Source organism: Chryseobacterium daeguense DSM 19388, assembly GCF_000430825.1.
GTDB lineage: Bacteria > Bacteroidota > Bacteroidia > Flavobacteriales > Weeksellaceae > Chryseobacterium > Chryseobacterium daeguense.
In genome coordinates this window covers 160,435-176,996 of sequence record NZ_KE387263.1, presented here as the reverse complement: position 1 = coordinate 176,996, position 16,562 = coordinate 160,435, and the positions used below count along the sequence as shown (strand labels likewise).

Annotated in this window: 17 protein-coding genes; 10 read left to right on the top strand and 7 right to left on the bottom strand. The window is 35.6% G+C overall.

Features of this window, described 5'->3' with window-relative positions; genetic code table 11:
- The first annotated feature begins 200 nt into the window (after window positions 1-200).
- Window positions 201-611 (top strand): hypothetical protein, encoded by a 411-nt coding sequence (locus H560_RS0120290; protein WP_034753401.1) that lies wholly within the window; start codon window positions 201-203, stop codon window positions 609-611.
- 47 nt (window positions 612-658) lie between these two features.
- On the opposite strand, the gene H560_RS0120285 is transcribed toward H560_RS0120290, so the two are convergent.
- The 3 genes from H560_RS0120285 to H560_RS0120275 all read right to left on the bottom strand — a co-directional run bounded on the left by H560_RS0120285 (window position 659) and on the right by H560_RS0120275 (window position 2,162).
- Complete coding sequence (locus tag H560_RS0120285) at window positions 659-859, bottom strand: hypervirulence associated TUDOR domain-containing protein (protein ID WP_228372513.1); 201 nt, start codon at window positions 857-859, stop codon at window positions 659-661.
- Between the two features lie 132 nt (window positions 860-991).
- On the bottom strand, window positions 992-1,444 hold the full coding sequence (locus H560_RS0120280; protein WP_027381668.1) for a carboxymuconolactone decarboxylase family protein: 453 nt from the start codon (window positions 1,442-1,444) through the stop codon (window positions 992-994).
- Between the two features lie 136 nt (window positions 1,445-1,580).
- Window positions 1,581-2,162: a hypothetical protein gene (locus H560_RS0120275; RefSeq protein WP_027381667.1), complete on the bottom strand. Its 582-nt coding sequence runs from the start codon at window positions 2,160-2,162 to the stop codon at window positions 1,581-1,583.
- Between the two features lie 334 nt (window positions 2,163-2,496).
- Here H560_RS0120275 and H560_RS0120270 point away from each other — a divergent pair, with 334 nt between their 5' ends.
- The 4 genes from H560_RS0120270 to H560_RS0120255 all read left to right on the top strand — a co-directional run bounded on the left by H560_RS0120270 (window position 2,497) and on the right by H560_RS0120255 (window position 6,368).
- Window positions 2,497-2,862, top strand: coding sequence for a BlaI/MecI/CopY family transcriptional regulator (locus tag H560_RS0120270; protein ID WP_027381666.1), 366 nt, complete (start codon window positions 2,497-2,499; stop codon window positions 2,860-2,862).
- A 2-nt stretch (window positions 2,863-2,864) separates the two neighbouring features.
- Window positions 2,865-4,712 carry a M56 family metallopeptidase gene (locus tag H560_RS0120265; RefSeq protein ID WP_027381665.1) on the top strand — a complete coding sequence of 616 codons (1,848 nt, stop codon included), beginning with the start codon at window positions 2,865-2,867 and terminating at the stop codon, window positions 4,710-4,712.
- An 89-nt stretch (window positions 4,713-4,801) separates the two neighbouring features.
- Window positions 4,802-5,707 (top strand): GLPGLI family protein, encoded by a 906-nt coding sequence (locus tag H560_RS0120260; protein WP_027381664.1) that lies wholly within the window; start codon window positions 4,802-4,804, stop codon window positions 5,705-5,707.
- 100 nt (window positions 5,708-5,807) lie between these two features.
- Window positions 5,808-6,368 carry a sugar O-acetyltransferase gene (locus tag H560_RS0120255; protein WP_027381663.1) on the top strand — a complete coding sequence of 187 codons (561 nt, stop codon included), beginning with the start codon at window positions 5,808-5,810 and terminating at the stop codon, window positions 6,366-6,368.
- Window positions 6,369-6,427: 59 nt separating this feature from the next.
- Here the strand turns inward: H560_RS0120255 and fsa are convergent, their stop codons facing one another.
- Complete coding sequence (fsa, locus tag H560_RS0120250; RefSeq protein ID WP_027381662.1) at window positions 6,428-7,081, bottom strand: fructose-6-phosphate aldolase; 654 nt, start codon at window positions 7,079-7,081, stop codon at window positions 6,428-6,430.
- A gap of 267 nt (window positions 7,082-7,348) precedes the next feature.
- Between fsa and H560_RS0120240 the strand changes: the two genes are divergently transcribed.
- Entirely contained in the window at window positions 7,349-7,837 is a 489-nt protein-coding gene (locus H560_RS0120240) for a YdeI/OmpD-associated family protein (protein ID WP_027381661.1), read from the top strand.
- 159 nt (window positions 7,838-7,996) lie between these two features.
- On the opposite strand, the gene H560_RS0120235 is transcribed toward H560_RS0120240, so the two are convergent.
- On the bottom strand, window positions 7,997-8,551 hold the full coding sequence (locus H560_RS0120235; protein ID WP_027381660.1) for a tetratricopeptide repeat protein: 555 nt from the start codon (window positions 8,549-8,551) through the stop codon (window positions 7,997-7,999).
- A 183-nt stretch (window positions 8,552-8,734) separates the two neighbouring features.
- Here H560_RS0120235 and pepE point away from each other — a divergent pair, with 183 nt between their 5' ends.
- The 3 genes from pepE to H560_RS0120220 all read left to right on the top strand — a co-directional run bounded on the left by pepE (window position 8,735) and on the right by H560_RS0120220 (window position 12,184).
- Entirely contained in the window at window positions 8,735-9,427 is a 693-nt protein-coding gene (pepE, locus tag H560_RS0120230; RefSeq protein WP_027381659.1) for a dipeptidase PepE, read from the top strand.
- 224 nt (window positions 9,428-9,651) lie between these two features.
- Entirely contained in the window at window positions 9,652-11,022 is a 1,371-nt protein-coding gene (gene dacB, locus H560_RS0120225) for a D-alanyl-D-alanine carboxypeptidase/D-alanyl-D-alanine endopeptidase (RefSeq protein WP_027381658.1), read from the top strand.
- Between the two features lie 7 nt (window positions 11,023-11,029).
- On the top strand, window positions 11,030-12,184 hold the full coding sequence (locus tag H560_RS0120220) for a sensor histidine kinase (protein WP_027381657.1): 1,155 nt from the start codon (window positions 11,030-11,032) through the stop codon (window positions 12,182-12,184).
- Between the two features lie 58 nt (window positions 12,185-12,242).
- On the opposite strand, the gene H560_RS0120215 is transcribed toward H560_RS0120220, so the two are convergent.
- Window positions 12,243-14,099, bottom strand: a complete 1,857-nt coding sequence (locus H560_RS0120215; protein WP_027381656.1) for a M61 family metallopeptidase — start codon at window positions 14,097-14,099, stop codon at window positions 12,243-12,245.
- 303 nt (window positions 14,100-14,402) lie between these two features.
- Here H560_RS0120215 and H560_RS0120210 point away from each other — a divergent pair, with 303 nt between their 5' ends.
- Window positions 14,403-14,828: a hypothetical protein gene (locus tag H560_RS0120210; RefSeq protein WP_027381655.1), complete on the top strand. Its 426-nt coding sequence runs from the start codon at window positions 14,403-14,405 to the stop codon at window positions 14,826-14,828.
- A gap of 71 nt (window positions 14,829-14,899) precedes the next feature.
- Here H560_RS0120210 and H560_RS0120205 read toward each other — a convergent pair whose 3' ends face one another.
- On the bottom strand, window positions 14,900-16,531 hold the full coding sequence (locus H560_RS0120205) for a M1 family metallopeptidase (RefSeq protein ID WP_027381654.1): 1,632 nt from the start codon (window positions 16,529-16,531) through the stop codon (window positions 14,900-14,902).
- Between the last annotated feature and the right edge of the window lie 31 nt (window positions 16,532-16,562).

Below are 16,562 nucleotides of genomic sequence, written 5' to 3'. Positions count from 1 at the left end.
TGGAGCAGTAGGTAGCTCGTCGGGCTCATAACCCGAAGGTCATCGGTTCGAGTCCGGTTCCCGCTACTATTTTAAAAGAGAATTACAATTTTTGTGATTCTCTTTTTTATTCTCCCTATTGTGAATTAATTGATTTAAGTTTAAATGGCTCAATTTATGCAGAGATTTGCTTATTAAACACCAACTTAAATCATACTATTATGTACAAGAAAATTCTCGCAGGTCTTGGAGGTGCCATTGCGCTGAACCTGCTTCACGAAGTCGTAAGAAGAAATTTTGATAATGTCCCTGAAGTAAATAAAGTGGGAGAGGAAGCACTTAACAAAGCTTTGGATAAAGTGGATATGAAAATTACAAATCACGATCAGCTGTATGCCGCAACACTGGCGGGAGATGTGATAGGAAACGGAATGTATTATGCTACAACAGCGACCAGCGGTTTTAATATCGCATCCGGTTTGATGATGGGATTGGGGGCGGTAGCTCTTCCTGAAAAAATGGGGCTTGATGATAAACCGGTTGCAGAAACAACACAAAAGAAAGTAATGACTGTAGCCTATTATCTTTTTGGGGCAATTGTCACCAAAATGATCTACGACAAAATAAAATGATTTTAAAGGGTCAAAATAGTAAGCAAGCCACAAGTAATTTGTGGCTTTTACATTTTCTTCAGTGCAGAGGCTTTGTGTACTGCTGATTTTCCGGTTTTTTCGCTAATTACTTCGTATTGCGGTTCTGTTTCAGAGGCGCGGCGCTGCCTGTTCATAAAAACAAAATCTTTAGTGTGTATTTTTGTGATCACTCCGTGAGTTTCTCCATTGCTAAACCGCCATCTTACGGCATCTCCTTTTTTAAACATGGTATTTATTTTTTGTTGATTTTAATAGATCTATCATGTATTGTGCCATCGGAAAGTGAGTGTGAATTATTTAGCATAAAAAAAGAGAATCTGATAAGACCCTCTTTCTATTAAAGCATTCTACAACCTGTTCTATCCAAACATTCCCACTTTGTAATCTCCCGGAACCTGTCGGAAAGCGATGTTAAATCTGTTCCAGATATTGATGGCATTTACAACCATGGTAAGATCGATGATTTCTTCTTCTGAAAAATGATTTTTTGTATTTTCATAGATTTCATCTGAGACATGGAAGGTATTTACAGCTTCGGCATATTCCAGCGCGGCTCTTTCTTTTTCTGTGAAATAAGGAGTTTCTCTCCAGGCGCTGAGTCCATAAAGGCGCTGTTCTGTTTCGCCCATTGCACGAAGCTCTTTTGAATGCATATCAAGGCAGTATGAACATTGGTTGATCTGTGAAATTCTGAAATCGATGAGTTCCATCAAATGCCTGTCGATGGTAGAATGTTTGAGGTATTGGTTAATTCCAAAAATTGGGGTGATTGCTTTTTTTCCTTTTTCGAATAAATTAATTCTTGGTGTCATACTATTTATTTTTTTATTGTTTCTACTTTAATGACAATTGAATTTTTGTTTTTGGACAGAATGATTTAATTTTTTTATAAAAAAAATCCCGCCTTATAAAAAAGCAGGATTCGGTATCATTTAATTTAAAAAATAATTATTGTGCCAGTTGGTTGTAAGGCGTCAATGCATAATCATCTGCCATTGTCTGCCCCAGGAAATCCTTTTTCTGGGTTCCTTTCATTCTTCCAGATGCGTCGCTGGCGTTAAAATAAGATTCGCTTAGTTTTGTAGCCACTTCAGCAGGGTTTAGTTCAAATTTTGTATCACTTTCTACCCCAAGATATCCGTTCTTTCTGGTAAGGTTTGTGATATAATTATTGTAGTTTATCATTGTATCTCTGAACATGGTATTGTGATATTCCATGCATTTTTTTGCTTTTTTGGAAGAGTTGTTCAGGATGCAGCTGTTCATATTTCCTCTGTAGAGTCTCCATTCCAGCTCTACTTTTCCGTATTCTTTTGCCAATGCTGTTTTACCGTTGGCAAGAATATTCGGGTCGTTTTCCTTATTGCTGATTTCCTGCAGATGTTTTATAACCAGAGGAACTGTATTTTCAATTTTTGTCTTAGCCTCTCTTACCGCACTGAAATCTGCCGCCGGAGAACCCTTCTTCTGAGCTGTAGTAAGGTTAAAAATAAGTAGTAATAGTACAATTAATAAATTATATCTTTTCATGAGAAATTTTTAAAGCACTAAAATAAATATATTTTCTCGTTTTAAACAAATTCATTTTAATTTTATTTAATAAAATTTAACAAGTTTTAAGAATTTTTGTTTAATCCGGAGATTTTTCTGTTAATTAAACAGCCTTTAAATAGATGAGATTAAAAATTTAACAAATTTTAATAAAATTTATTCTATTGATTATCAATTATTTATGTTTATTAAGTCTTTATCACTAAAAAAATAGTTGTTTTAAATAAATTTATTTCTACATTTGTATAACTAATTTCATAGTGATATTAATTTTATTAAGATTAAAACCACTTTACTATAAAAAAACGGGGATATGAAGATTCAGACATTAACGAAAGCAGAAGAGCAGGTAATGCAATATTTATGGAAACTGGAAAAAGGATTTCTGAAAGACATTCTGGACCTATTTCCCGAACCAAAACCGCACACCAATACGGTTTCAACTATTTTAAAGGTTTTAAAAGAAAAAGAATTCGTAGACTATAATGTGTACGGAAGACAGCATGAATATTTCCCGCTGGTTACAAAAGAGCAGTATTCCGGGAAAACAATGAAAAGTCTTGTGAAAAATTATTTTAAAGGCTCTTACAAAAGCGCCGTTTCATTCCTTGTAGAAAAGAATGAGATGACGGTGGAAGACCTTGAAATGCTATTGGACGAACTCAAAAAGAAAAACTAGTTATGGAAACTGTACTTCTATACTTCGGAAAAGTAATTTTATGCTCCGGTGTAATGTTTTTGTATTATCAGTTGTCTCTTAAAGACAAGACATTTCATCACTACAACAGATTTTATCTTTTGTCTGCGATGCTGATCTCCTTGCTGCTCCCTCTGGTAAATATTGAAGATTTTACCATAGAAGTAAGCAATGATATTTATACATTAATAGATAAGGTACAGAATTTTAACTCCACTAAAAACTTAAACAATGACCACACTTATTTTAGAATTATTTTTTCAGCTTTGGGACTGGTTTCTTTCTATTTTTTAGGAAGGTTTATCTATGGGATTTTCAGAATCCAGCAAATTAAAAATCAGTTTCAGAAAGAAAGTTTTGATGGTATTAATTTTTACCATACAAACCTGAACGAAGCTCCTTTTTCTTACTTTAAAAATCTCTTCTGGAAGAATTCCATCACACTGAATTCAGAAATCGGAAAGCAGATCTTGAAGCATGAAATGGTGCATATTGAGCAGAAACATTCCTTTGACAAGATCTTCATAGAGATCATTACCTCGGTTTTCTGGTTCAATCCTTTTTTTCATATCATTAAAAAAGAAATTAGTTTAATCCACGAATATCTGGCTGATAAAAAAGCCGTAAAACAATCGGACACAAAAGCATTTGCGCAGATGCTTTTAGCAAGCCACTTTTCCGGAACACAGTTGCCTGCGACCAGTCCGTTCTTAAGTTCAAATCTAAAAAAACGACTCAAAATGTTACAAAAACCTAAAACCAAATTCGGATATGCGCGTAGAATTTTTGCATTGCCGGTTGTATTTTCAGTAGCGTTCGCTTACTTAGTAAATGCTAAAAATCAGGAAATAAAAGCAACGAATATAGAAATAGAGAAAGCGGTTTCTCAGATCAAAAAAGAAGATAAAATTATTATTAAAAAAGACACAATTACTCCAAAAGTATCGCATAATGATGCAGTTGTTGCTCCCAGAGTTTATAAAAAGTTTGATGAAGACAAAAAAATAGCTGATCTCAGCAAAAAAATTCAGGAGAAAACATCAACACTGAAAAACCTGAAGCCGGAAAGCCCGGAATACAATAAAAATCTGGAAGAAATAGGAAAATTATCTGGAGAAATCGGTAAAATTGCCAGCTCTGAAGATTTTCTTAAAAGGGCAATGGTGATCAGAATGGACGGCAAAGACGTAAATGCCATGGAATATTTTGACTCTAAAGAATGGAAGGATAAAATAAAGGAAATCGAAAACATGAAATTCGAAATGCCGGAAATTCCCGAAATGAACTTTGAGTTCCACGATGTTCCAACCCCTCCTAACGCACCAATTCCGCCAAAAGTAAAAGTGTATACTTTCCGTGATAACCAGGACAGGAGATGGTCGCCGGAATCGGATATGGTATTCAGATCTGCAGAAAGAGCCAAAGAATCTGCATCCACAGCTAAAAAAAGAGCAAAACTCGACAAAGAAAGAGCAAGGCTGGAAGAAAAAAGAGCCAAGCTGGAAGGGGAAAGGGCAAAACTGGAAGCAGAAAGAAGAGTGCTGGACGGAGACAGAAGAGTATATATGTTCAACAACAGGAGCAGCGAGCCGATGAAATTCAATAATGTGCGTGTGATGAAAATGGACAACAATGCAAGAATTGTAGCAGGTTCTGGATTGAAGAAGTTTTCAGGTGATATGAGCAATATAAAATTCTATATCGACGGAAAAGAAGTTACAAAACAGGATATTGACGCTTTGGATCCGGGCAAAATCAAAAATATGAACGTCAACAAAAGATCAACGGACGGAAACAGCTCCGGAGAAATAAGAATAGAAACTAAAAAATAAAGTTCCAACCGGCTTTGTCAGTAAAACTAAAGTTTTTAAACTTAAAACCTTAAATTCATTACTGACAAAGCTTCTTTTTAAATACAATTATGAAAAATATTATTTTATTTTTTTTGCTTTTAGGCGCATTTGCCAATGCACAGGTAAACAGATTCTTTTACGATTACAGATACATTCCCAATTCGAATGATAAAGCGGATGTTAAAAAAGAAATGATGCTGTTGGATATTGATAAGAACGGATCCAATTACTACAGCAGAGACAAGTTTGTGGCAGATTCCACTGCAATGGCGGATGTTCAGAAACAAATAAAAGGTGGTACTGGAAGCATCAATATTTCAAGAAGAGAAAATCCCGGACAAGTTTCATACAAGGTTACAAAATCCTATCCTGATTTTAAAACTTACCTTTTTACAAGGGTTTCAACAGATCAGTATAAAGTAAAAGAAGATCAAAAACCGGAATGGAAAATTCTTCCGGAAAAACAAAAAATCGGGGAATATAATGCACAAAAAGCAACATCCACTTACGGCGGAAGAGAATGGATCGCCTGGTTCAGCACAGATATTCCTTTTCAGGACGGTCCTTATAAATTCTACGGCCTTCCGGGACTTATTGTAAAACTGGAAGATACTACCGGTTCACACATCATGACTTTGGTCGGAAATAAAAAAATTGAAGCCCCCGTTGCTGCAGCTGAAATGGATATGCCGGGAAATGTAAGAATAATGGGTATTGGAGGAAAAGAAATAGAAGTTACAAAAGATCAGTTTAAAAAAGTATGGAAAGCGTATGTAAATGATCCGTCTAAAAATATGAGAGAAATGATGATGAGAAACGGCGGCGACGGCAATAACAGGGTAGCTTTCAAAGTAAGAACATCCGACGGAAAAGAAATCTCAGACCCGAATCAGGTGTTCAGGGAAATGGAAAAAAGAACAAAGGAAACTTTAGCTAAAAATAATAATCCGATTGAACCGGATCTTACAAAATAAGCAAACGTAATTTTTTTTAATGTAAGCAGAATGAAGTAATTTCGTTCTGCTTTTTTATATTTAAACTAAAAATACACGCTAAAACACCAAAATCTAAGATATGACAGAAAAGGAAAAATGCGAGAAAGGCCTTCTGTATAACGCCAATTATGACCAGCAATTAATCAATGAACGGATAGCTGTTAAAGATCTTTGTCAGGATTATAATCAGCTAAAAAATTCATACCTGGAAGGAAGGCAAAATTTAATTAAAAAGATTTTAGGTAAAACTAGACAGAACGTTTACATCGAACCCAGCTTCTGGTGCGATTACGGATACAATATTGAAGTGGGAGAAAACTTCTATGCAAACCACAACCTTGTTGTTTTAGATTGTGCAAAAGTGATTTTTGGGGATAATGTCTTTATTGGCCCGAATTGCAGCTTTTATACCGCGGGCCATCCTTTGGATGTAAAACAAAGAAATGAAGGCCTTGAATACGCACATCCTGTCAAAGTGGGGGATAATGTCTGGTTTGGTGGCAATGTTGTTGTGCTTCCGGGAGTTACAATCGGGAATAATACAGTTATCGGTGCCGGAAGTATTGTTACCAAAGATATTCCTGACAATACAGTTGCAGTAGGAAATCCCTGTAAAGTGGTGAAAAATATTGATAATTAACAATTTCGGCGCGGAAACGAAGTTTCCGCGCCGAAATTTATTTTAATTGGATTCAGTGGTTAAGCTAATTTTTGAGAATCAGCAATAAACTGAGCCAAACCGTTGTCTGTAAGTGGGTGTTTTAATAAGCTCAAGATCGGAGGAAGCGGTGATGTAATAACATCAGCACCAATCTTCGCACAGTCTATGATATGCATGGAGTGACGGATAGAAGCCGCTAAAATCTCAGTTTCATACATATAGTTATCAAAAATCAATCTGATTTCCTGGATTAAATTTAAACCGTCTGTAGAAATATCATCCAGTCTTCCAAGGAAAGGAGAAACATAAGTTGCACCCGCTTTCGCTGCCAGAAGCGCTTGCCCTGCAGAGAAAATCAATGTACAGTTCGTTTTGATTCCTTTATCTGAAAAATATTTTAAAGCTTTGATTCCGTCCTTGATCATCGGGATTTTTACCACGATATTCGGGTGGATCGCTGCCAATTCATCACCTTCTTTGATCATCTCTTCGTAAGTTGTAGAAAGTACTTCCGCAGAAATATCTCCGTCTACGATGTCGCAAATTGCCTTGTAATGGTTTTTGATAGCTTCAGCCCCCTGAATTCCCTCTTTTGCCATTAATGAAGGGTTTGTAGTTACCCCATCAAGAATTCCAAGATCTTTTGCTTCTCTGATTTGCTCTAAATTAGCCGTGTCAATAAAAAATTTCATTTGTTTTAGATTTATTTCATGCAAAGATAATCATTCCAGTTTTGAGTGGGAAATTAATTTTGTTTAGGGTTTAGGGTTTAGGGTTTAGGGTTTAGGGTTTAGGGTTTAGGGTTTAATTTAAAGGAAAAGTGATAGTTAGTATTAGCAAAGTAAAAAATTCCCCTTCCCTGAAGGGGTGGATTTTTGCGCAGCAAAAAGACGGGGTAGTTTAAAAAAGGCATAAAACAACCTATCTTCACTTTCTTCAAAAATATTAACTTTGTTATCATGCAAAACAACCATTTCACCGCAAAGCTGGAAATCATAGGTATTAATCCTTTTGTTTTTGTTCCTGAGAAAATTTTAAACCAGATTTTCGAAAAAGCAGGAAAAAGCAAAAGCCCTATTCCTGTGAAAGGAACAGTAAATGGTAAAGAATTCCAGCAAAATTTAATGAAATATTTAGGCGAGTGGAGGCTGTATATTAACCTTACAATGCTTGATAACTCTCCGAAAAGAATTGGGGAAATCATTGAAGTATTTGTTGAATTTGATGACTCCGACCGTACAATTTCCATTCATCCCCAATTAGAAAAAGCGATAAGGGAAAGTCCTGTTGCATCAAGTAATTTCGATCAGCTAATTCCTTCAAGAAGATTAGAATTAATCCGATATATCAACAATTTAAAAACCGAGCAAAGCATCAACAGGAATATTGAAAAGATTATCCGTCATTTACACGGAGAAACAGATTTCTTCGGAAAGAAAATTAATTAAAATGCTTAAAATTTGAAGTTGTTGTAAACTTAGCTGAGTATAACGTCTTTGTGAACTTTAAGAAAGTTGGCAGTCAAAAAAACCTTGTGGGCTTTGCGTTAAAATCAAAATAATCAAAAAAACAAAATCCGGAAAAATTTTCCGGATTTCACTTTTTCACTATGAATTTTTTAAAGCCTGGCTAAGTTTTACAGCATCCTGATTGGTAGGATCATACTGTAATGATTTAGCAATGTGCTCTTTTGCTTTATTCGGATCAGTGGTCTGTTCCGCAAAAGCGATATAAAAATAGGCATAAGCCAGATTTTTCTTATTCTGCTCCACCTCTTCCGGCTTTACGGTAGCAATATATTTTTCGTAAGCCATTTTTGCATTTGCATCATCCTTTGCAGATTGATAAGCGTACGCCTGGCTGTAGTAAGATGGTGCCCAATCCGGTAATAAAACCGAAATTTGTTTCCATGTATTGATTGCATTCGTCCAGTCAGAAGCTTCCTGATAAGCGGTTGCTAATTTTGCTAATGCATCTGTATCTTTAGGATTGGCTGCAATTTGTTTTTTAAGGTTTTCTATGGCCGGATTACCTGCCTGAGCTGTAGCGGCCTGTGTATTTGCGCTGTCCGTCTGCGTTGTCTGTGCGCTTACAAAACCTGCGCCTCCTATCAATAATAAACCTAAAAAAAGGTTTTTGATATTAATTTTAGTCATTTTCATATTCTTACATTTTTCAATTAATTAGTTTTTAAAATTCAATAATAATTCCACAAAATTGTAAATTTTAGAACCTTTAAGTTTTTTTTGAAAATATTAACGGAATCATCTTTTTTTTAGCTTAATTTTTGAATCGTTGTGGTTTGATTTATATTTGTAATCAACTATTGTAATTAATGTCATTATATGAATATCATCCTGGCTTCCACATCGACACTTTTTGGAGGAGAATATTTAGAATATTTAAGAGAAGAATTAATCGAATTGTATGAAGGAATCGACGAGATTATTTTTATTCCGTTTGCCAGACCCGGCGGAATTTCTCATGAAGACTATACTTCAAAAGCCCGTTCTTTCTTTGAAACAGTTAATATCAAAGTAAAAGGACTGCATGAATTTGAGAATAAAACTGATGCGTTAAACAATGCAAAAGGTTACTTTACAGGAGGCGGAAATACCTTCTTACTGGTAAAAACGCTGCATGAGGAGAATCTGATGTCCGTTTTAAAACAAAATATAGAAAGCGGAAAACCTTACCTGGGATGCAGTGCGGGAAGTAATATCGGCGGCCAAAATATGAAAACTACGAATGATATGCCCATTGTTTATCCGCCAAGCTTTGACTGTATGGGATTGGTTCCGTTCAATATAAATCCGCATTATTTAGATCCAAATCCGGATTTAAAGCATAACGGGGAAACAAGAGAAACCAGAATAAAGGAATTCTTAACCCAAAATAATATCAAAGTGGTCGGGCTTCGGGAAGGAAACTGGATCAGAAGAATCGGGGATAGAATTACCGTTGAAGGAACCGAATCTACAAGAATTTTTGAGAAAGATAAAGAGCCTTACGAGATTGAAACAGGTTCCAGATTGTAATTTTATTTTAATTATATTTGAATTAAAGAATGTGATTTTTTGAGTCATATTTAATTTAAAAGATGCTTCTACAGGCTCAGCATGACACCGTTTAAGCTTAACGCTACTACAATTAGTATTAGAGATGTCATGCTGAGCCTGTAGATGCATCTCAAACATCAAACTTTCTGAAATTATGAACAGAATTTTTATTAGTAACAATTAAGCTTAGAAAAACAAATGCAATGAGAAAAATATTAGCAATTCTCACGCTTTCAACGCAAATCATTTTGGCTCAGAATATTGCTCAGAAGCTCGATGCAGCCACAAAAAACCTTATGAATTCTTCGGGAGCAATATCTTCAGGCCTTTCTTTTTATGTTTCTGATGAAAATGGAAATTTTATTTACGAGTATCAGGGAAATAAAGGACTTTCAACAGCCTCCACACAGAAAATATTTACTGCTGCTGCGGCGCTGGAAACATTAGGTAAAGACTATACTTTTAAAACAACTTCAAGCTATTCCGGTAACATTTCCGGGGGCAATTTGAATGGAAACCTTTTCATCAGCTCAAATGGTGATCCTACTTTAGGAAGCTGGCGTTATGATGCCTATAAACCCGAGAATTTTAAACAAAAATTAATTGAAGCCATAAAAAAATCCGGAATCACAAAAATTTCCGGTGACCTGATTATTGATGACTCTTATTTTGATCATCAGACTATTCCTGGTGGCTGGCCATGGGATGATCTCGGGAATTATTACGGAGCAGGGGTCTGGGGAATCAACTGGCGTGAAAATCAGTTTGATATCAATATAAACGGAACTGCATTTCAAAGCTTTTCCTATCCTCTGGAAGGAGTAAAATGGCTGAATGACCTTAAAGAAGGCGGAAATTCAGACCAAAGCCTGATTTTTACAGCTCCACATTCCAATGTAGCGCTGATCAACGGAACTTTACCTTCAAAAACAGTTACCGTTTCCGGATCTACACCTAATCCGCCGTTGCAGCTGGGGGTAGAAGTGAGACAGTGGCTGAAGGAATCAGGAATAGATTTTTCCGGAAATGTGATTACGAATTCCCAATTGGAAATTGATGGAAAAAAGCCATTGGAAGCTCCAAAAGAAAATGTAATTCTTACGTATGAGTCGCCGTCTTTAGATAAAATAGTGTACTGGTTTTTAAGAAAAAGCGTTAACCTTTACGGTGAAACTTTAATCAAAACATTAGGAAAGGAGAAAAAAGGAAATCCAAGCTTCAAAAGTGGAATTGCTTTCCTGAAAGAATTCTGGAAGTCAAAGGGAATCAACGCTAATATGATCAATTTCGCTGATGGAAGCGGACTTTCACCCCAAAATTATGTTTCGGCAAAAGCTCAGGTTCAGGCTTTGCTGTATGCAAAAAAACAACCGTGGTTTGAATCTTATCATGATGGGTTTCCCACGCAGGACAACGGCATGAAGATGAAAAGCGGAACCATGAGAGATACGAAATCTTTTGCAGGATATCATACCTCAAAGGATGGTAAAAAATATGTATTTTCAATTATTATCAACAATTATCAGGGAAGCGGAAGCGCAGAGCTGCAGAAAATACTGAATGTTTTAAAATAAAAATGCTTTGAGAAAATCCATATTCGCCAGATTGAATAACTGGATCATTTTTACCTTAATGACGATCGTAGTACTTACCATCGTTATTGCATCTACTATTTTGATTAATTTTTTACGTAAAGAAGAGATCAAAAGGGTGGATATTTTGGTAAGTGCCCTGAAGTTTCAACAGGAAGTATCCAATCCTAATCTGGAGGTTCAGGCTTTACTCCTTCAAATTTATAGTTCAAATACCACTATCCCCCTGATTATTTTAGATAAAAATAATCAGATTATGGTACATAAAAATATTCCACAAGATATTGAGAATAATTCTGAGCAAATTGTAATATTGGCTAAGAAAATGGGCAAAAGCTATCCTCCCATAGAAATTAAAGTCCCAAATGGAAACAATCAATTTGTATATTATGATAATTCAGAATTATTAAATAATCTTCAATACTCCCCTTATATTTTAGGGTTTTTTATTCTTTCATATTTTGGATTTTCTTTTTGGTTTTTCAGGACAATTAAGAAAACAGATGAAGGTTATTTGTGGGCTGGGTTGGCAAAAGAAACAGCGCACCAAATTGGAACTCCATTATCATCAATGATCGGCTGGATGGAAATTATGAAGCTGGATGATCCTAATTCCGAAGGAGTTCGCGAGATTGAAAAAGACATTGAAAGACTCAGAACCATTTCTGAACGGTTTTCTAAAATAGGATCGGTTCCGGAGCTTAATGATATGGATTTTAATGCTACCATTCAGGAAAATTATGATTATCTAAAAACAAGAATTTCAAGGAAAATAAATTTCGGATTACACCTCCCGAATTATGATATCGCCGTTCCGCACAACAAAATTCTGATGAGCTGGGTAATTGAAAACCTGGTGAAGAATGCGGTGGATGCTATGAAAGGAGAGGGTTCTATTTCCATGTCAGTTTTTGAAAGAAATAAAAATATTGTGGTTGAAGTACAAGATACAGGAAGCGGAATGACGAAACAGCAGGCTGCAAATGCCTTCAAGCCGGGATATTCAACCAAAAAAAGAGGCTGGGGACTGGGTTTGTCATTAGCCAAAAGGGTAGTGCAGGAATATCATAATGGAGACATTAAAATCTCCCAGACCGAAGTAGGAAAGGGAACGACTTTCAGAATTACAATTAAAAAAGCGTAAGTTTAAAAATAAAAGCGGAGAAAAATTTCCCCGCTTGATTATTAAATGTAATTAAAATTTATTTCTTTCCAGTCAGCCACTGAGTTTGAAGCTTCAGTTCTGCCGGGCTCGGATTTGCTTTGTAGCTAAGGGTTTCCACTGTCATTTTATCAAGAATAGCTTTCCCTTTAAGATCAATTTTCTCGGATTTTCCTCCGTTTTTTCTAAGAACAGTAAGCGTTACGTTCTGTCCTTCCTTAATAGTTTTAGCATAACCAATGAAATCCTGGATATTTTGAACATTGATTGTTTTACCGTCAAGCGCTACAATTTCGTCTGTAATTTTGAATCCTACACTTTTTGCAAATGGTGATAAAGCTGAGCTTTCATCAAATATAAAGGTGTTATTTTTATCATTATAACCTGTCTGCTGTGGATCTTTAATAAACCAGAAAATAGGTGGTGTTTCCTGTTTTTTCACTTCTACACCCACTTGGTTCAGGTATTCAGCATACGGTGTCGGTTGGCTTCCTGCAATATATTTATTGTAGAAATCTTTCACCTGAGGATATCCTGTAATGGTTACCAACTCATCAATCAGCTTATCATCCTTGAAAGGCTTATTTTCACCAAATCTCTGAGACAGCTTTCTGATCATATCGCGGTAACCCATTTCACCGTTTGATAATTTTCTAAGCTCAATATCAAGACACATGGTCAAAAGCGTACCTTTTTCATATACGTTTCTGTACTGGTCTTTATATTCGTCTTTCAGGATATTTTTACTCATCACCGTGAACGGCATGGTATCGTTGTAATTCTTGGAATTGGTAATTTTTTCGTTAATTCTTTGAAGGAACTCATCTTTAGTAATCAAACCCTCCTGAATCTGGAATAAATTGGCAAAATATTCCGTTCCGCCTTCATACATCCAAAGGTGCTGAGACATTTTCGGATCTGCATAATCGAAATAATGAATTTCTTCAGAATGCGTTTTCAAAGGATTTACGGTATGGAAAAACTCATGGGAAACTACGTCTGTAATGGTTTTATCAATGGCTTCCTTAGGCATCATTTCAGGCAAAACCACGCTGGTGGATTCATGATGTTCCAATGCTCCGAAACCTTTGATTTCAGGGCCATCACCTCCGGAAAGGTAAAGCATGATCGCATATTTTTTATTGGTATTCATATCACCCAAAAATTTCTTCTGGGCCATCACCATTTTTTCTAAGTTATCTTTAAAATCGGAAGCTTTATATTTCCCTGTCGGAGAATAAACACCCAAAACAAGGTCCATTCCGCCTGCATTGAAGGTAATATAATCCGGTTTTGTGTACATCAGCGGAGAATCAGTCACCTTAGCATAGTTTGCAAGGGTGAAAGTATCTGTGGATTCAGATTTGTCTTGGTCTACCAAAGCGGTTGTGCCATAAAAATCATTAGGCTTCTGAATTATAAGCTGATACGGAACATCCTGCATATTATCAATATATCCGACGAAACCGTGGGTATTGATCATATAAATTTTCCCGGCTTCAATATCTGTTCCTGAAGGTGAAAAAACAGCCTTATGTTTTGAAGAATCCATTTCTTCATCGAAGCTGTCATTAACCAGATAAGTTACTTTGGATAAATTCTGAGCGTTTTTAAGGGTATAAGTATTATCACCTACTTTTGTGAAAGCCAGTTCCTTTCCTTTATTATCAAAAAATTTGATGCCTTCTACGAATCTTCCGTAATCATCTACCGAATAAGTTCCCGGCACCGTTTTAGGAAAATGAAACTTTACATCTCCCGATTTCATTTTAGGGAACTCCATTGTTACAGCAACCTTATCATCTTTTACATTCACAAGATCAATGGTTGTTTTAATGGATTGTGCATTAACCAAAAATGCAGTTAAGACACCCAAACTTATTGCTATTTTTTTCATTGAGTTTAAATTATAATTAAGTAGTTGCTGCTAAAATGAATTTGTTACACATGGATGCAAAATATATTATTTATTTAACATAATTTTTATTTATTAAAAATTTTTAAGAATCAAATAATGAAGTTTTTTAATTTAAAAACTAATTATTGTAAAATTTATTTAAAAATATGGCATATAGACAAGATAAAAATTTGTGCAATGGGAATTTTACAATAAATTAAGATAATTTCGCTAAAATCATAAATATTTTTAAAATGTAAAATAAACGTTTAATGTTTTGTTTCTTTGTGAAAAATATAAATTATGAGACAAAATTTTTTAAACTCAAAACTTTTTAGGGGTGCTATGACTGCCGTTTTAGCGGGCGCTTTATTTACAACTACTTTATCATGTGATGATGACAGAGATGTGACGCCTTCGGTGGCACACAAGATTATCTATAAAGCTGAAATTAATTTAGGGGGTACGATCACGGGAGGTACGTATTACGATATCGTAGATCTGTCAAATAAGGCTGTTACTACAGGAGTTCCTGTATTTATGAAAGAATATCAGACTATGGCTCCTGCGGGAAATACAGCTACAGCCTCAATAGACCTTAAAGCAACAGGAACGACTCCTGCATCAGTGATGACTGTAAAAATCTTTGTAGATGACAAGCTAATGAGCGAAAAAGTAGTTATGGGAACTAACCTTGATGCTGCTGCTTCTTATAAATTAACATATTAATTAAACGGGTTATAAAGAAAAGGCCGTCTCTTGTTTAGAGGCGGCCTTTTTGTACAACTGTTAAAATTTATTTACTGTACCTTATTATATTCAATGTAATAAGCATCATTGAATTTTACAGGATTTCCTTTCTTAAGCTTTATGGTCTGCCATTGTTCTGTAGGATTGATGGTCTGTTCAGCATCTATTCTGATGGGAAGCTTAAAGCCTTTTATCGTATTTGCATAACGGAATTTCAGCTCTTCTCCTTTCTGAAAATATTCCAAAACAGGAACTTTTGTAGATCTTAAATATTGATTGAACACACTTGAAAAATCAATTCTGGATTTTTTTGAGATATAATTTTCAACCTGCTCGCTGGTTACCGTCTGATGATAAAAATCTTTACCCAGCCCTCTTAAAATCTGCCTGAATTTTTCATCATTATTTATAACCTGCCGGATCGTGTGAAGCATGCTTGCACCTTTTGGATACATATCGCCGCTGCCTTCATTCCTTACACCATATTTTCCGATGATAGGGACATCATTTGCGATTGCATTTCTAATACCTACAGCATAGATATTAGCAGATTTTTTATCCATATATTTTTCGGTGAAAAGCACCTCAGAATACATGGTGAATCCTTCATGAACCCACATGTCGGCCTGATCTTTTGCTGTAATGTTGTTAGCAAACCATTCATGGCCGCTTTCATGAACGATGATGTAGTCCCAATTGAGCCCGACTCCCGTTCCCGACAGATCTTTACCCAGATAACCGTTCATGTATTTGTTTCCGTAGGCAACATTGCTCTGATGCTCCATGCCCAGATAGGGAGATTCTACCAATTTGTATGAATCTTCGTAGAAAGGATAGGGTCCAAACCAATATTCAAAGGCGGAAAGCATTGGTTTTACCTGCTGAAACTGTTTTTTAGCTTTATCTAAATTATAATCAAGTACCCAGTAATCTAAGTCCAGACTTCCTTTTTCTCCTTTAAATGTATCTTTAAAATTTACATATTTTCCAATATTCGGGATGATGGAATAGGCATTGATCGGGTTTTTAACCTCCCATGTATAAGCCATTTTATCACCTGCGGCTTTTTTATCAATTAATCTTCCGTTTCCTACACCAATGAGATCTTTTGGAGTAATAATTTTCATTACCACACCGTTATCAGGCTCATCACTCCAGATATCTTTTGTCGGAAGCCAGATGGAAGCCCCGATTCCCTCATCAGCAGCACTCATCCACGGATTTCCCTTTTCATCCTGAGCAAAGACCCATCCCCCTTCCCAGGGTGCATTTTTAGCAATTGTCGGGTTTCCGGAATAGGTGACATCAATAGTATATTTTTCTCCTTTTTTAAAACTTTTATTGGTTTTAATCCAGATGAAATCGCCATCCTGATTATATTCAGCAACAGGAAAATTGGCTTCCACTTTATCCGCTTTCATCGGCTGCTGAAGATCAATCTGAAAAGTAGGATTGGTAACATCTTTTATGATTTCGAAACTTATTTTATTATTTCCTTTAATGCTTTTTTGGGCAAAATCAGGTTCTACGGAAAGGTCATATTTCTTTACATCCCAGAAATTTCTGAATGAAGTGTTGCAACCTTTCAGAGTGTCTTGTTTTGAATACGTTTTATTCTGTTCGAAAAACTGTCCAAAAGCCAGGCCTGAGGCAAACAAAAGGGTATATGATAATTTTTTCATTGAATTAATATAAGCTTCTAAATTAAAAATA

Coding starts and splice junctions, on each gene's coding strand:
- H560_RS0120280 (WP_027381668.1), bottom strand. CDS start 1,444: ATGACACCAAGAATTAATTTATTCGAAAAAGGAAAAAAAGCAATCACC.
- H560_RS0120285 (WP_228372513.1), bottom strand. CDS start 859: ATGTTTAAAAAAGGAGATGCCGTAAGATGGCGGTTTAGCAATGGAGAA.
- H560_RS0120210 (WP_027381655.1), top strand. CDS start 14,403: ATGAGACAAAATTTTTTAAACTCAAAACTTTTTAGGGGTGCTATGACT.
- pepE (WP_027381659.1), top strand. CDS start 8,735: ATGAATATCATCCTGGCTTCCACATCGACACTTTTTGGAGGAGAATAT.
- H560_RS0120205 (WP_027381654.1), bottom strand. CDS start 16,531: ATGAAAAAATTATCATATACCCTTTTGTTTGCCTCAGGCCTGGCTTTT.
- H560_RS0120275 (WP_027381667.1), bottom strand. CDS start 2,162: ATGAAAAGATATAATTTATTAATTGTACTATTACTACTTATTTTTAAC.
- H560_RS0120265 (WP_027381665.1), top strand. CDS start 2,865: ATGGAAACTGTACTTCTATACTTCGGAAAAGTAATTTTATGCTCCGGT.
- H560_RS0120215 (WP_027381656.1), bottom strand. CDS start 14,099: ATGAAAAAAATAGCAATAAGTTTGGGTGTCTTAACTGCATTTTTGGTT.
- H560_RS0120290 (WP_034753401.1), top strand. CDS start 201: ATGTACAAGAAAATTCTCGCAGGTCTTGGAGGTGCCATTGCGCTGAAC.
- fsa (WP_027381662.1), bottom strand. CDS start 7,081: ATGAAATTTTTTATTGACACGGCTAATTTAGAGCAAATCAGAGAAGCA.
- H560_RS0120255 (WP_027381663.1), top strand. CDS start 5,808: ATGACAGAAAAGGAAAAATGCGAGAAAGGCCTTCTGTATAACGCCAAT.
- H560_RS0120240 (WP_027381661.1), top strand. CDS start 7,349: ATGCAAAACAACCATTTCACCGCAAAGCTGGAAATCATAGGTATTAAT.
- H560_RS0120260 (WP_027381664.1), top strand. CDS start 4,802: ATGAAAAATATTATTTTATTTTTTTTGCTTTTAGGCGCATTTGCCAAT.
- dacB (WP_027381658.1), top strand. CDS start 9,652: ATGAGAAAAATATTAGCAATTCTCACGCTTTCAACGCAAATCATTTTG.
- H560_RS0120235 (WP_027381660.1), bottom strand. CDS start 8,551: ATGAAAATGACTAAAATTAATATCAAAAACCTTTTTTTAGGTTTATTA.
- H560_RS0120270 (WP_027381666.1), top strand. CDS start 2,497: ATGAAGATTCAGACATTAACGAAAGCAGAAGAGCAGGTAATGCAATAT.